Here is a 15,554-nt window from a genome sequence, read left to right as displayed (position 1 = left end):
GAGAGAGTGGTTGGTATGACGAGGCCAAAAATAGGACTTGCTCTTGGTTCAGGAGGTGCAAGAGGCTTTTCACATCTCGGTGTGATTAAAAAGTTAGAGGAAAATAATATTCCTATAGACTATATTTCTGGAAGTAGTATGGGGGCATTACTAGGGGCTTTATATGGTGCTGGTCAGTCAATTGACCATCTTTATCAATTATCTAAACATTTCAAGCGAAAATATTTTTTAGATGTTACCGTTCCTAAAATGGGTTTTATCCAAGGTGAACGCATTAAAGAATATGTTAGAATCTTTACATATGGGAAAAGACTTGAAGATTTCAACATACCAGTTACTATTATAGCTACTGACCTGAAAACTGGTGAGAAGGTCATTATAAAAGAGGGGGATGCCGCAGATGCTGTACGTGCAAGCATCTCCATACCGGGTATATTTGTACCCGCAGAGTGGAATGGACGTATGCTGATTGATGGGGGCGTTTTAGACCGTGTCCCTGTATCCTCAGTTCGTGAGCAGGGAGCTGATTTTGTCATTGCGGTGGATTGTGCTCATTATAAACCAGATACTGAAGTTAGCTCGATTTATGATGTCATCATGCAAAGCTTTGATATAATGCAAGATGAGATTGTAAAAAATAGAGTAACAGATGCAGATATCCTGCTGAGACCGAATGTTTCGCGATTTAGCTCCAGAGCCTTTACAAATATTAATGAAGTAATCGATGAAGGGGAAAAAGAAACGTTAAAACAAATGCAGGATATAAAATTGAAGCTAAAACAGTGGAAGGGGAACAATCTAAAATGAAAAATAGAACAATGCAATTGGTGGGAGTAGCGATTACACTAGTCATTATCCTTTTTTTAACGATGTATCGACTTCCATATTATATCTATGAACCAGGCAATGCATCTGCTTTAGACCCGATGATAGAAGTAGATCAAGCATCAAACAGTGAAGGAGACATGCACCTAGTAACCGTTCGTGGAGGTCAGGCAACACCAATTTATTATTTATGGTCGAAAATACAGCCATATCACAAAATCTATCCTATAGAGAAGATTCGTCAAGGGCTGAGTGATGAAGAATACAATCATATTCAATTACAGTATATGGATTCCTCTCAAGACCAAGCGATTGCGGTCGCTTTTCAGGAGGCAGGTCTTGATGTCTCCTATGAATTTGATGGTGTCTATGTTACATATGTGGAAGACAAAATGCCTGCAAGTGAAGTATTTCAAGCAGGTGACCAAATTCTTTCCTTAGATGGACACCCTGTAGAGCGTACAGAGGACTCGATACAATATGTAGAGCAAAAGAATGCGGGGGATACGATTGAAGTAGAGATAATGCGTAATGGGGAAGAGGTTACAAAAAATGTAGAGCTTGCGCCATTCCCAGATGATCCTGAAAAAATTGGTATGGGTGTTGGCCTTGTTACGAAACGAAATATTGTAACAAACCCTGAAGTGAAAATTAATAGTGAAGATATTGGGGGCCCTAGTGCTGGGCTTATGTTTAGCCTAGAAATTTATGATCAACTAACCGAGGAAGATTATACGAAGGGATACCAAGTGTGTGGAACAGGTACAATTAGTGAAGAAGGTAAAGTAGGAAGGATTGGCGGAATTGATCAAAAAGTAGTGGCTTCGGATGAAGATGGATGTGATCTCTTCTTTGCGCCGAATGAACAAGGAGCGGAGAATTCAGATTATAAAATTGCAGCGGAAACAGCAGAGAGGATCGAAACTGACATGGATATTATACCGGTTGATACATTTTCTGAAGCAGTGGATTATTTAAAAAGTCTTGAACCTAAAGGGTGACGTTCAATAAAGACGCAGGGGATAGGTGGTTACCCCCTGCGTCTTTATTAGTTAACTAAAATTGGTGGACCTATTTCTTGTTTTGCTATTTCTGACCGTTTATGATGGGGAATTGCTAGGTAGTATGTGTCACTTGCACGTTCCTCTATGTCCAGAAATGGATGCTGCAGGCTTTGAATTTGAGAAATAAGAGGGGTTTCTAGTTGTTTTTTTTGCCTGTTAATATATTCTCGTCCCCTACTGGAAAATCCTAATAAACGTACATAGGGCAGTGTTTGCAAGGTATGGATGGCTTGAAGTTCATGCTTTGTTGTGTTAGTTAAAATATGAACAAACATCCGTTGTAATCTAGTCCACGTATATCTTTTCGTCTTCAATAGTTCCATCCAATGATAAAAGGATTTGGCTTTTTTAGCGGTCTTTTTCAGACGAAATTCCAGCCCTTCTTCTACTCCTTGAATCTGCTGCAATTCATCTATTCGCTTCGTCAATACAGTGTGCTGGACAAAAGAGAAATAGTGTTCCCACTGGTGGAACAAACCAGACTTGTTTTTATAGTTATTAAGAGCGTCAGATGTCACCTTTGGAATAGCGTTAATAACCTTGTCGCTTAACCTGATATTTGTATTGATTTCATTGCGGATGCTTGTTGCACTCGCGATTGTATCTTTTATTTCAGGGTCATGATACCCACTCTTTGTTCTTTGTATGGTTTCGGGCTTCATCATTGATCCAGCCTCATATATTGCTTTTACATAGCTGAAACCTAATATGTTATTGGGTTTGGATAGATCAAGTCCATCTGTTGTTAATTGCACAGCTTCATAAGCCTTTTTACTGGCCTCAGGGAACGACAGACCTGCTTTTAAGTGAAGATGAAGTTCTTCGTTAAAGGTGGACTCCTTTCCCTTTAGATGGTGATACGCATCGATAAATGGCTTTACCTTTCCTTTTTCACTACCAAAACATACACAATCGACATTTAAGGAATTTAAAGTAAGAACAGCACCTTTTGCGAACAAATCGGCGTGTTGAACGGCATATACATAGGGCAATTCAAGTACAACATCTACACCTGATTGAAGGGCAGCCTCAGCACGATGCCATTTATCAATGATAGCTGGCTCACCCCGTTGCAAAAAATCCCCACTCATAACTGCTACTAATACATCAGCGTTTGTTTTTTTCTTGGAAGATTGTAGGTGATAAACATGTCCATTATGAAAAGGATTATACTCAACAATTAAACCACAAGCCTTCATTAAAAAAATCTCCTTCTATAATTACTTACTTCTATTGAGCAGGATAAATAGCGGTAAGTCAAGGAAATAATGGCTTAATTTGTATTTTAGACCTAATTTCTGTTATTTTGGGGGAGTATACAGCTTGATATTTCTTGGATAGGATTATGCTGTTAAGAAAAAATATTGACAAATCAAGCTTTTCCTTTTAAAATAACTTTTGTTGCCTTGAGGTGATTCAGAATGAAAATTTCTCTTCAAAAAATTAAAACACAGCAGTCGCCGTATACTTTTGATGAAGAAGTAGATGTTACTGAGCTAGAAGAGATGAACAATGATATTCGCAAAATATCTCCGGTTCGGGTAAAAGGTGAAGCAACGATTCGTGGTGAGCAAATTACCGTTCAATTTACGGTCACTGGAACGATGATTTTGCCTTGTGCTAGAACGTTGGCAGATGTAGAATATCCTTTTACGGTTAAGGCTATTGAAATGTTTTCGACTTCACTTTATCATAAAGAGGGTGAAGAGGAAATACATGAAGTTCATGGAGAACTTCTTGACTTAACTCCGTACATTAAGGAAAATATTCTATTGGAAGTACCTTTGCAAGTTTTTGCCGAAGATGTAGACGAACGTGCTATCGAGGAAGGTAAGGGATGGCATATCGTTAATGAAAAATCAGAACAAAAGCAAAAAGTAGACCCTAGACTTGCGAAGTTAAATCAGTTTTTTGAGCAAAACCCAAATAAAGAAGACTGATAACCTTTTTTGCTTTCATGTCTTTAAGGAGGTGTAATACATGGCTGTACCAAAGAGAAGAACTTCTAAAAAAGTTAAAAATCAACGTCGTACTCATAAAAAACTACATGTACCTGGCATGGTAGAATGTCCTAACTGTGGTGAATATAAAAAGTCTCACCACGTATGTAAGGAATGCGGACATTATGATGGGAAAGAAGTAGTTGAAAAATAAGCTTAACAACAAGGGTGTCTCCAATTAGGGGCACTCTTTTTTCGTATAGGGGGGATATTGATGTACAAAACGATTTTAGTGGATCATGACTTAAAACATGGCTTTATAACAATCACCTTAAACAGACCTCAGAAGCGCAACGCTGTTTCATTGGAGCTAGCATCAGAACTGAATCAAGCATTAGATCTCGCCCAGCAAGAGAATGGCTTAAAGTTTTTAGTTATTACTGGAACAGGTTTTAAAGCTTTTTGTTCTGGTGGTGATTTATATGATTTTCATGGAGATATGGATGAAGAAGAATCCTATCAGGTGTTAAATCGTATGAAGGAGGTCTTATTTAAATTGGCTACTTTTCCTCTCCCGACCATTTGTATTCTGAATGGAGATGCAAGGGGAGGAGGTTGTGAGTTAGCCACTGCCTGTGACTTTCGATTTGCTAAAAGTGGAACGAAACATGGTTTTGTACAAGGAAAGCTAGGTATTATCCCTGGATGGGGTGGGGGAGTTCTTTTACATAAAAAAATAGAGCATAGCCTTGCCTATTATTGGCTGGTGACCTCTGACATATTTGAGGTTGAAACATTGCAACAATGGGGTTGGGCACAAGCCATTTATCATGATGAGATAGAGGTAGAACAGTTACTAACCCCCTTTATACAAAAGCATCCCGAGCAGCTTGAAATTCTGAAATCACAGCATGTCCACCAGTCATCCTATCAAGACTTGTATGAGGAAATGAATCAAGAAGTTCGTCAATGTGCTCGTTTATGGCCATCAGAAGAGCATAAGAAAGCAGTTAAGGCCTTTTTTAATACACGAAAAAATAAATAGTCTATCACTCCTGTTTCTTGCATAGATTCATAGTAAAAGAAATAGGAGGGATAGAATGGTCCATAATAGACAGGATGCCTGGACAGAGGATGAGGATATTCTTTTAGCTGAAACCGTCCTTCGATATATTCGAGAAGGCAAAACGCAGCTTGAAGCTTTTGAAGAAGTAGCTAAACAATTGTCAAGAACATCGGCTGCATGTGGGTTCCGCTGGAATGCAACTGTAAGAAAACAATATGACAAAGCCATCCAACTCGCAAAAGAGGAAAGAAGAAATAAGGATAAGCAAAAACCAAAGGTCGTAGAAGAAGAAAATAAACAGTCAAAGGAGCCTTTTGAGTTTGATGAGGCAATTGACCTACTAAAAAGAATTAAGGAGACCTATGAGACCAGCTCTGCTTCTAGTAATGTAGTTGATGAACGTATACAACAAATCTCATTAGAAAACGAAGTTCTAAAGAAAAAAATTGAGAAGTACGAAAGAGCATTAGAAGAGATAAAGGACATATGGAAAGATGTATACACGGATGAAAAAGAAAAGCAAGGCTGATTGTATGCCAGCCTTGCTTTTCTATTGGTATAATATATTTTAAGCGTTTCCATTTTGGTGATTAGTTACGATCCTGTTCCTCAACACCTTCAGGTAGCCAAATAAGTGGATTTTCCCCTAAGTCACGCTCAACATCATAATGAACCTTCTGGAAATTCATTTTTTCCCAAAATCCATGAGAATTGATCCGAGGGTTTGTTTTGATTGGTAGGTTGTAGCTCTTTGCGAAATCCACGAGCTTCTTCCCTAATCCTTTTCCGCGATAATCATATAAAACCTCTAATTTCCATAGCTCTAAATAATCTTGAGGTGGCTCAAAATATTGATCATACTTTTTGCTTATCGTGTATAAACTCATTCTTGCTACTAGTGAATTTCCATAATAGATCCCATAAAACGGGGATTCACTATCGTTTTCAATCATATTGCTTTGCAAATCTTCTAGCATGGACAATTCCTGAATACCATACTCCTTAAAGAGCTTAAATTCTTCCAACGTTTTATAGTTGATTAACAGTCGTTCTACTTTTACGTTTTCCATGAATAATCCCCCTTGCCCCTATTTAATCCTACAAATTTATTATAATATAAAACATAAAGAAACAAAATGTTTAAAAATGTAAATGTTCAAAAAATAAATTATTTTAAAATATTACACAATCGTTTAGTATGGTTATGTGATGGTTAACAATTTAGGATGGTGGGGAAAGGTGAATATTGGTATCATAGGGGCGGGTTCAACAGGACTTCTGTTAGCTGCATCGCTTGCGAAGTCTAATCATAAAATTACGATGTATGTAAGACGAAAGACCCAGCAAAGAAAATTGCAACATAATGGTGTTCATCTAAGGCCAAATGGAATGACTAGTAAAGTGGATAGTCAAATGCATAATGAATTAGGTTTACAGGATTTATATATCATTTGTGTGAAGCAACCGGTATTACAGAAAAATGTAGAAGGCTGGATCAATCAAATTCCTAGGGATAAGCCAATCCTTTTTTTACAGAATGGCATGTCACACGTAGATGTAATAGCCGATTTTGAACAGCCGATTTTTGTTGGTGTGCTAGATCATGGCGCTAAAAGAGTGGATGATTATACAGTTGAACATACAGGAATCGGGGAAATAAGAGTTGGGATTATACGAAAAGATGATGAGGCCCTCGCCAAAAGAGTAGTCTTGCAATTACATGAAGAACGATTTCCTATTATTTTTGAAGAGAATACATTACATATTATGAAACGTAAATTAATTGTCAATGCCGTCATTAATCCATTAACAGCTATGTTTAATGTAAGAAATGGTAGGATATTGGAAAATGCTCATTTGAAAGCACTCGCCAAACAGCTTTGTTATGAAGCTTGTTTAGCCTTGGACATGGATTTTGAAACTCATTGGATATATGTGAAACAGGTGGCTAAAAAAACTGAAAGCAATTCTTCATCCATGCGAGAGGATGTAAAACAAAATCAACAAACAGAAGTTGAGGCTATCACAGGATATTTATTACAATTAACAGATCAAGAATTACCCTATAACTCCTTTATTTATCATGGAGTTCAATCATTATCAATAGAGAGTTGGAACCAGAGTGATTAATTTTTTTGCTATGATGATTGCAGTTTTTTCTACGGTTCCGTTAATAGCCTTTATATGTATATATGTTCTCACTCGCTATGTAAGTAAGGATTACAAAAAGGCAGTCAGACTTGCGGCAGATGTAACAACGATTTTTTTAATTATTTCAGTATCTGTAGGGCTTGAAGTAACCTTATCTTTTTCTGTTTGGTGGATGATATTTTTACTGTTAATTCTTTTTATGGCGCTGTTTATAATATTGCAATGGAAGTTTCAAGAGGAAGTTGTTTTTAGGCAAGCCTTTAAGCGGTTTTGGAGGTTTTCTTTCCTATTGTTCACACTACTGTATATCCTGACTGTTATTTTCGGGATTTGGCATGAAATTGTCATAGGATAAATCGTATGAGATGAAACTATTATAAGGATTCGTTACAATAAAGGCATTGGAAATAGGTCAACAGAAGGAGAAGGTATTGTATGAACGTAAAACCAATTTCGATACTCTCGAAACCGAAGATAGTAAAGGATTATCGGAACCAAGCAAAAGAAGCACTACAATTCTTTCAATACAATCCGTTTGAAGAGGGAGTATTTCAGAAAAGGTTGGACGATTTATCCGCAAATTCTTATCAGCGAAAGGAATTGCAGGATGTTTTGAAATCATGTAACCAAAAATGGAATGCCCCAGCACATACCTTTAAGAATATTGAGCGGTTAGGGGACGAAAAAAGTGTAGTTGTTGTTGGAGGCCAGCAAGCAGGACTATTAACAGGGCCTTTATATTCTATACATAAAATGATTAGTGTAATTCGTTTAGCGAAAGAGCAGGAAAAGGAGTTAGGGGTCCCGGTCATTCCGGTGTTTTGGATTGCGGGTGAGGACCATGATTATGAAGAAATTAATCACGTTTTTCTACCAAAGTCCCATCGCATGAAGAAATTTAAAACGTTGCAAAGACAGGAAAGTAAGAAATCCGTTTCACATATGAAATTAGATAAGAACCAAACACATCAATGGTTGGATAACTTATTCATAAATCTGACAGAAACGGAACATACACGTACCCTTCATAACGAATTTAAAGCAATTATTGATAATAGTGAAACATTTGTGGACTTTTTTGCAAAGGTAACTTTTTATCTACTTCAATCAGAAGGACTTGTATTAATGGATTCTGGTGATGCTTCTATTCGCAAGCTTGAAAGCCCATATTTCGTAAACATGATTAGAAGACAAACAAGTCTTGCCAAGGGAGTTACAGAAAAGCTAAACGAGGCTAGTGTAAACGGTTATCATATTCCATTGGACGCGGATGTAGAGGATGGACATCTTTTCTATCATTTAGATGGAGAGCGAGTCCTGCTGAGTGTTAATGATAATGGTAAGTGGGTAGGGAAAAATGATGAATGCTCATTTACTGCGGAAGAATTAATCCAAATAGCAGAGGAATCCCCACAGTTATTAAGTAACAATGTGGTCACCCGTCCGATTATGCAGGAATTGCTTTTACCTGTACTCGCTTTTATTGGTGGACCGGGTGAGATTGCTTATTGGTCTGTATTAAAGTCAGCCTTTGAAACATTAGATCAGAAGATGCCACCTGTTATTCCAAGATTGTCCTACACACTCGTAGATGCTAAGAGTCAAAAACAAATGAGAAAGCTGGCGCTTGATGTTGGTCGAGTTATCAATGAAGGAATAGATGCTGAACGCAGTGGTTGGTTAAAAAGACAAACCAATCCACCGATCGAAGAATTAAGTGATCAAGTAAAGCTATCTATTGAAAAAATACATCAGCCAATCCGACAACTGGCGAAAGAAATAGAGGATGATGTGGGTCAGTTAGCCGAAAAAAACTTAGCCTTTTTACTTCGCGAAATTGATTATTTAGGTGAACGGATGGAGTACAGTGTGAGAAAGAAACACTGGATGACTTTACAAAAGTATGAACATATCGAAATGATGCTACATCCAGAAGGTGGACTACAGGAGCGTACTTGGAGTATTTTATATTGGTTAAACCATTACGGGGATTCTTGGATTTCTAATCTAATTGATCAAAAAGTAGGTTGGAACCAAGATCACTTTGCTGTTTATTTATAATCCCCCACCATCCACCACCAAATCAAAATAATTAAAAACCAATAATGAATTATGGGGAGATCTACCTTTTATAAGGTAGGTCTTTTTTCTTGTTTTTTAGTGGAATGACAGGGCGCATAACTATTTTAGAAGTTTGAAAAAATGCGGTTATAAAAGGGTTTCACGTAATGTTTAGCAACAGCTTTAATCAATGCGTGATTACAAACTTTTAACATTACGAAAAATTAGGTGGAGGAAAGTGGGGGATTGTGGTACACTATAATCAGAAAGTGGGGCGATGTATATGTTCATGGGGGAATTTCAACATAATATCGACTCGAAAGGCAGAATCATCATGCCCGCTAAATTTCGAGAAGACCTTGGTGAGAGCTTTATTATTACTAGAGGTCTTGATAAATGTTTGTTCGCCTACCCTATGGACGAATGGCGCCAGCTGGAAGAGAAACTAAAGAAACTTCCCCTTACAAAAAAAGACGCCCGATCTTTTACCCGTTTCTTTTTCTCTGGTGCTGTTGAATGTGAAGTGGACAAGCAGGGTAGAATAAACATTCCATCGCCCCTAAGAAAATATGCTGATTTAGACAAAGAGTGTGTCGTTATCGGTGTATCCAACCGAATTGAGGTTTGGGCACAAGATAAGTGGGAAGAATACTTTGAGGAATCTGAGGAATCTTTTGCCGAGATTGCTGAAAACATGATGGACTTCGACATTTAGAAAAACGTAATACGGTAAAAGTAGGTGACGACAATGTTTGAACATTATAGTGTACTAAAAAATGAAGCGGTTGAAGGATTACATATTAAGCCAGAAGGTACTTATGTAGACTGTACTTTAGGTGGTGGGGGACATTCAGAAATGATTGTCCAAGCTCTATCAACTGAAGGGAAATTGATTGCCTTTGACCAAGATATAGAGGCTCTTCAATTTGCACGGGATCGCTTAGCAGATTATGAGAAACAATGTTTGTTTGTTCATGCGAATTTCCAACAACTAAAAGAAAAGCTTCATGAGCATGGAATCCATGAGGTAGATGGAGTTTTATTTGATTTAGGCGTCTCCTCACCTCAGCTAGACCAAGCAGTACGAGGGTTTAGTTATCATCAAGATGCGCCGTTGGACATGCGCATGAACCAATCACAAGCATTATCAGCCCATGAAGTGGTCAACAATTGGGCTTATGGAGATTTAGTCAAAATCTTTTTCCGTTATGGAGAAGAAAAATTTTCGAAACAAATTGCTCGGAAAATAGAGCAAAAAAGAGAACAACAAAAAATTGAAACGACAGCTCAATTAGTCGAGATTATTAAAGATGCTATTCCTGCTGCAGCAAGAAGAAAGGGAGGACATCCGGCGAAACGAATTTTTCAGGCGATTAGAATTGCTGTTAATAACGAACTTGGTGCCTTTCAGGATGCCTTGCATCAAGCGGCAGAGGTCACGGCGGTTGGTGGGAGAATATCTGTGATTACCTTCCACTCCTTGGAAGACCGTATTTGTAAAAAGGCGATGAAGAAATGGAGTACACCTCCACCACTTCCGAAAAACATACCTGTGATTCCGGAGTCTGCACAGCCGCCTTTCAAAATGATTACACGAAAACCGATTATACCTAAAGAAAATGAACTCGAAGAAAATCGCAGGTCGCGATCAGCTAAGCTAAGAATTGTGGAAAAAGTAAAAGCTTGGGATAAAAACTTTAGATTTGATGAAGGGAGCAATGTTTAGTGGCTGCTATGTTTGCGCGTAACTTAGAAACTTATCAACCTCAACAGGAGCAACAACAGACAAAGGTACAAGTAAAGGTTCAAAAAAAGCAATGGATTTCCAAAGGAGAAAAGTTTCTTTATTCTTTATTTGTTGGTAGTGTAGTTGCAGCATCAGTTTTTATTGTCTCATATTCTTCCAGCTTAGATTCGGTTAACCGTGATGTTCAAGAATTGCAAACAAAAATTGAAGAACAGACGCTTGTCAATAATACATTGCAGGCTGAAGTGAAGCAATTGAGTGAACCGAGCCGAATTTTGGAAGTAGCCAAGAAGAACGGATTAAACATTCAAAATTCTAAAGTAGAACAAGCGAATTTAGTTCGTTAAGGATGGAACCAATATGAAGAAATTAAAGACTACCAAGGTGTTAACTGTTGTCTTCATGGTTGTATTTACCCTCGTATTTACAATACTTTTTAGTCGACTCATATACATACAAGCATCTGGAGAAGTTGATGAAGTAGATTTAAAAAAATGGGCGGATAAGCAAAGGACTACCTCATACAGCATTCCAGCAGAGAGAGGTAAAATATATGACCGCACGGGAATGGTGTTAGCAGACAACCGACCTTCCTATCGCATTTACGCCATCATCGATGAAGAGTATTCTCGTAATTCTGAGAAGACCCTGCACGTGAAAGATCCTATTAAAACTGCAAATCAGCTAGCCCCTCTTTTAAATCTAGACACAAATTGGGTTGCTAGTCGATTGCAGGAAGGCATTGAAAATGAGAAGTTTCAGGTGGAGTTCGGTCCTAATGGTGCAAGTATAAGCGAACAAACAAAAAAAGAAATTGAAGCTCTTGAATTACCAGGGATTTATTTTTCAAAGCACTTACAACGGTACTATCCAAATGGGAAATTTGCTTCTCATTTAATTGGTTTTACGCAAAAGCAACAAGATGAGGAAAAGGAAGCTGAAGAAGAAACCAATGTTGTCGGTGCAATGGGGATTGAAAAATCAATGGATACCGAACTTAGAGGTAAAGATGGACATATCTCCTATCAAAGGGATAATTATGCGGCCAAGCTTCTTGATCCAGAAGAAGTAGTAAAGGAGCCCGAAAATGGGGTGGGGGTCTATTTAACGTTAGACCAAAAAATCCAAACCTTTTTAGAAGATGCCATGTCTGATGTTCAAGAGCAATATAAACCTGAGAAGATTGTTGCAGTTGTCATGAATCCTAAAACAGGTGAAGTTTTAGCGATGGGAAATCGACCTAGTTTCAACCCTAATAGTAGAGAAAATATCGGAAACTGGTACAATGATGTAATTTCCTATCCGTTTGAACCGGGGTCCACTATGAAAATATTTACAGTGGCTGCTGCAATTGATGCAGGCGTCTACAAAGGAAAAGAAACCTTTCAATCTGGTACCTATAAGTTTATGGATGGGGCAAGACCAGTGCATGATCACAACTATGGAAAAGGTTGGGGCCCAATCACTTTTAATGAAGGGTTTAGAAGGTCATCAAACGTTGCCGTATCTAAACTTGTGTGGGAAAAGCTAGGTACAGATAAGTTTTTAGACTATCTACACCGTTTTGATTTTGAAAAAAAGACCGGAATTGATTTAGCTGGTGAAATTAAGGGTAAGATTTTATACAATTGGCCAGCAGAAAAGGTCACAACTTCATATGGTCAAGGTTCTACAACAACACCAATGCAGCTGATGAAAGCGGCCACGGCTATTGCGAATGATGGTAAAATGTTAAAGCCTTATGTCATATCCAAAACAGTAGATTCTAAGACAGGAAAAGTGGTTTCTGAAAAAGAATCTGAAGTGGTCGGTGAACCTATAAATGCTGAAACTGCTAAACAAGTTAGAGACTTAATGGAATCGGTTGTAACAGCTGAGGATGGAACAGGCCAAGGATATCAGCTGGAGGATTACTCTGTCGCTGGGAAAACGGGTACGGCTCAAATTCCTGATCCAGACCCAAACCGCAGCTATTTAACAGGAAGAGAAAATTACATTTTTTCCTTTTTAGGCATGGCGCCTAAAGAAAATCCTGAACTAATGATGTATGTGGCGGTGGAGAAGCCTGAACTCGATGCTACTGAGGTTGGTTCTGAACCAGTATCTTATATTTTTAAATCGGTTATGGAAAATAGCTTGCATTATTTAAATATTTCACCTGATATGGAAACAAAACAGGTGAATGTTGATTCTGTTAAACTACCAAACTATGAAGGGAAATCCGTTCAGTCAGTTAAACAGGAACTAGCAGAACAAAATTCTACTGTTCGAGTTATTGGTGATGGGAATCGCGTTGCAAAAACCATTCCTAAAGCAGGTGAAAAAGTGCTTCCTGGATCTAGTATTTTACTACTAACTGATAGTGATCCAGTTATGCCAGATCTTACTGCTTGGTCTTTGCGAGAGGTCCTGCAGCTTGGTCAGTTACTTAGTCTTAAGGTCGAGCATTCAGGAACTGGGTATACAGTCAAACAAAGCATAGCTGAGGGGGCAAGTGTACCAGAAGGCAGCTATTTAAGTATTCAACTGGAACCACCTAATCAACCAGAACAAGAAAAGGCTTCAGAGGAAGGCGAAGAAGAAAATAAAGAGCAATCCAGTGAAGCGGAAACAGAAGAAGGATAATACAAGTACTATACTTTCTTCAAAAGACAGTGTTCTAATCTTTCGTACTAATTCATATATTGTGATACAAGCCTACCTTGTACTTATACTAAAAGGATGATGGATGTGAAACGAGTATCACAAGTAACAGTGCGGAAACGATTGGTCACTGTCTTTATTTTGGCTGCCATTTTTTTTATCATCATGAGCTTTCGCTTGGGGTATGTCCAGTTTGTGATTGGGGACATGCTTACAGAGAAGGCAGAGAATCTCTGGAGTCGTGATATTCGGCTAAAACCTGAACGAGGAAGAATACTTGACCGAAATGGTGAAGCGTTAGTCGAAAATGTGTCTGCTCCATCTGTATCAGTTGTTCCACGCCAAATCAAAAATCCTCAAAAAACAGCTGAACAATTAGCCGAGGTATTAAATATGTCTGTAGAAAAAGCATATGAACGTGTAACAGCTAAAGCTTCGGTGCAAGATATTAAGCCAGAGGGACTCAAGCTCACAGAGGAACAAGCTATTAAAATACAGGAGTTGAATTTAGAAGGGGTCTACATAGCCGAAGATTCAAAGAGACATTATCCCCATGGAGAATTTTTATCTCATGTCTTAGGGTTTACTGGTATTGATAATCAGGGTTTGGCCGGAATAGAATTATATTATGACGATAAATTGAAGGGGGAAGAAGGGGCGCTTTCCTTCTTTTCTGATAACAAAGGACATAAACTAAAAGATATAGCAGAAATATATACTCCCCCTGAGGATGGCTTGGATCTGAAATTAACAATTGACGAGCGAATTCAAACCATTATTGATCGTGAGTTAGATTTAGCGGAATCGAAGTATAATCCAGATGGGGCACTTGCTATTGTGATGGATCCAGATACGGGTGAAATACTGGCAAGTGATAGTAGACCTGATTTTCATCCGGGTAATTTTCGGGAAGTAGATGCGGAAATTTATAATCGAAATTTACCTGTTTGGAGCACATATGAACCAGGTTCAACCTTTAAAATTATTACACTTGCAGCATCACTGGAAGAAGAGCTTGTGGATTTGCAAGAGGATGAGTTTACTGATCCTGGATCAATTGAGGTTGGAGGAGCTCGATTACGCTGTTGGAAAAGTGGAGGTCATGGCCACCAAACATACCTAGAGGTTGTTCAAAACTCTTGTAACCCTGGCTTTGTAACATTGGGCGAAAAGCTAGGTAAAGAAAAATTATTCTCTTATATTAAAGATTTTGGTTTTGGTCAAAAAACAGGGGTTGACCTACACGGTGAAGGGAAAGGAATATTATTTGATGAAGAAGATGTAGGACCTGTAGAGCTGGCTACTACATCCTTCGGTCAAGGTGTTTCTGTCACACCTATCCAGCAGGTAACAGCCGTTTCTGCTGCTATCAATGGTGGGTATTTATATGAACCCTATGTTGCAAAAGAATGGTTGGATCCTGTCACAGGAGAGGTTTTAGAGAAAACCGAGCCAAAGGTAAAGGATCAAGTGATTTCTGAAGAAACCTCTAAGGAAATTCGTCATGCTCTTGAAAGTGTAGTAGCTAAAGGGACCGGTCGTGGTGCATATGTAGATGGCTACCGTGTCGGCGGGAAAACAGGAACAGCTCAAAAAGTAGGAGAAGATGGTGGTTACATGGACAATAACCATATCGTATCTTTTATCGGCTTTGCTCCGGCTGACGATCCAGAAATTGTTGTTTATCTAGCCATCGATAACCCGAAAAACACGGTACAATTTGGTGGAGTAGTAGCAGCGCCCATTGTTGGAACGATAATTGAAGATAGCCTAAGAGCCTTAGATGTTAAAGAAAGAAAAGAAGGTTTAGCCAAGGAATATCAATGGCCTGATCAGCCTAAGGTAGAGGTTCCAGACTTAGTTGGATTAAGTACAAAAGATTTGCAGCAATTTTTAACGAATTTATCCATAGATTCAGAAGGAGAAGGGGAATATATTATTGAACAATCTCCTGCAGCTGGTAAAATGGTTGAGCAGGGATCAACGGTTCGAATATTCTTAAGTGACGAAAAACCGAAAAATGATTCAAATGAATAAAGTTTTATCGTTACAGACCC

General features: G+C 38.4%; 16 protein-coding genes. 14 read left to right on the top strand and 2 right to left on the bottom strand.

What is annotated here, in order from left to right; translation table 11 throughout:
- The first annotated feature begins 15 nt into the window (after positions 1–15).
- Positions 16–807: a patatin-like phospholipase family protein gene (locus GH754_RS04065; protein WP_153727452.1), complete on the top strand. Its 792-nt coding sequence runs from the start codon at positions 16–18 to the stop codon at positions 805–807.
- A complete protein-coding gene (locus tag GH754_RS04060; protein WP_228550117.1) occupies positions 804–1,826 on the top strand; it encodes a SepM family pheromone-processing serine protease in 1,023 nt (340 codons plus the stop codon). The genes GH754_RS04065 and GH754_RS04060 overlap by 4 nt, the downstream gene beginning before the upstream one ends.
- Before the next feature lie 47 nt (positions 1,827–1,873).
- Here the strand turns inward: GH754_RS04060 and GH754_RS04055 are convergent, their stop codons facing one another.
- On the bottom strand, positions 1,874–3,088 hold the full coding sequence (locus GH754_RS04055) for a nucleotidyltransferase (RefSeq protein ID WP_153727451.1): 1,215 nt from the start codon (positions 3,086–3,088) through the stop codon (positions 1,874–1,876).
- A gap of 222 nt (positions 3,089–3,310) precedes the next feature.
- Between GH754_RS04055 and GH754_RS04050 the strand changes: the two genes are divergently transcribed.
- From GH754_RS04050 to GH754_RS04035, 4 genes are read left to right on the top strand one after another with little or no spacing between them, the layout of a single operon-like run.
- Positions 3,311–3,829, top strand: coding sequence for a YceD family protein (locus tag GH754_RS04050; protein WP_153727450.1), 519 nt, complete (start codon positions 3,311–3,313; stop codon positions 3,827–3,829).
- 40 nt (positions 3,830–3,869) lie between these two features.
- Complete coding sequence (gene rpmF, locus GH754_RS04045) at positions 3,870–4,043, top strand: 50S ribosomal protein L32 (protein WP_153727449.1); 174 nt, start codon at positions 3,870–3,872, stop codon at positions 4,041–4,043.
- A 60-nt stretch (positions 4,044–4,103) separates the two neighbouring features.
- Positions 4,104–4,874: an enoyl-CoA hydratase/isomerase family protein gene (locus tag GH754_RS04040; RefSeq protein WP_153727448.1), complete on the top strand. Its 771-nt coding sequence runs from the start codon at positions 4,104–4,106 to the stop codon at positions 4,872–4,874.
- A gap of 55 nt (positions 4,875–4,929) precedes the next feature.
- Complete coding sequence (locus GH754_RS04035; protein ID WP_153727447.1) at positions 4,930–5,424, top strand: RsfA family transcriptional regulator; 495 nt, start codon at positions 4,930–4,932, stop codon at positions 5,422–5,424.
- Between the two features lie 61 nt (positions 5,425–5,485).
- On the opposite strand, the gene GH754_RS04030 is transcribed toward GH754_RS04035, so the two are convergent.
- Complete coding sequence (locus GH754_RS04030) at positions 5,486–5,965, bottom strand: N-acetyltransferase (RefSeq protein ID WP_153727446.1); 480 nt, start codon at positions 5,963–5,965, stop codon at positions 5,486–5,488.
- A 169-nt stretch (positions 5,966–6,134) separates the two neighbouring features.
- Between GH754_RS04030 and GH754_RS04025 the strand changes: the two genes are divergently transcribed.
- From GH754_RS04025 to GH754_RS03990, 8 genes are all read left to right on the top strand, one after another.
- Entirely contained in the window at positions 6,135–7,025 is an 891-nt protein-coding gene (locus GH754_RS04025) for a 2-dehydropantoate 2-reductase (RefSeq protein ID WP_194841275.1), read from the top strand.
- On the top strand, positions 7,018–7,401 hold the full coding sequence (locus GH754_RS04020) for a DUF3397 domain-containing protein (protein ID WP_153727444.1): 384 nt from the start codon (positions 7,018–7,020) through the stop codon (positions 7,399–7,401). The genes GH754_RS04025 and GH754_RS04020 overlap by 8 nt, the downstream gene beginning before the upstream one ends.
- Positions 7,402–7,481: 80 nt before the next feature.
- Positions 7,482–9,107 (top strand): bacillithiol biosynthesis cysteine-adding enzyme BshC, encoded by a 1,626-nt coding sequence (gene bshC, locus GH754_RS04015; RefSeq protein WP_153727443.1) that lies wholly within the window; start codon positions 7,482–7,484, stop codon positions 9,105–9,107.
- A 283-nt stretch (positions 9,108–9,390) separates the two neighbouring features.
- A complete protein-coding gene (gene mraZ, locus GH754_RS04010) occupies positions 9,391–9,822 on the top strand; it encodes a division/cell wall cluster transcriptional repressor MraZ (RefSeq protein WP_153727442.1) in 432 nt (143 codons plus the stop codon).
- Between the two features lie 33 nt (positions 9,823–9,855).
- Positions 9,856–10,833, top strand: coding sequence for a 16S rRNA (cytosine(1402)-N(4))-methyltransferase RsmH (gene rsmH, locus GH754_RS04005; protein WP_153727441.1), 978 nt, complete (start codon positions 9,856–9,858; stop codon positions 10,831–10,833).
- An 8-nt stretch (positions 10,834–10,841) separates the two neighbouring features.
- Complete coding sequence (gene ftsL / locus GH754_RS04000; RefSeq protein WP_153727706.1) at positions 10,842–11,201, top strand: cell division protein FtsL; 360 nt, start codon at positions 10,842–10,844, stop codon at positions 11,199–11,201.
- Between the two features lie 13 nt (positions 11,202–11,214).
- Positions 11,215–13,479: a penicillin-binding protein gene (locus GH754_RS03995; protein WP_153727440.1), complete on the top strand. Its 2,265-nt coding sequence runs from the start codon at positions 11,215–11,217 to the stop codon at positions 13,477–13,479.
- 105 nt (positions 13,480–13,584) lie between these two features.
- Positions 13,585–15,534 (top strand): stage V sporulation protein D, encoded by a 1,950-nt coding sequence (locus tag GH754_RS03990; RefSeq protein WP_323741844.1) that lies wholly within the window; start codon positions 13,585–13,587, stop codon positions 15,532–15,534.
- Positions 15,535–15,554: the final 20 nt, after the last annotated feature.

Source organism: Salinibacillus xinjiangensis, assembly GCF_009649735.1.
GTDB lineage: Bacteria > Bacillota > Bacilli > Bacillales > Alkalibacillaceae > Salinibacillus > Salinibacillus xinjiangensis.
This window is presented reverse-complemented; position numbering and strand designations above follow the sequence as displayed.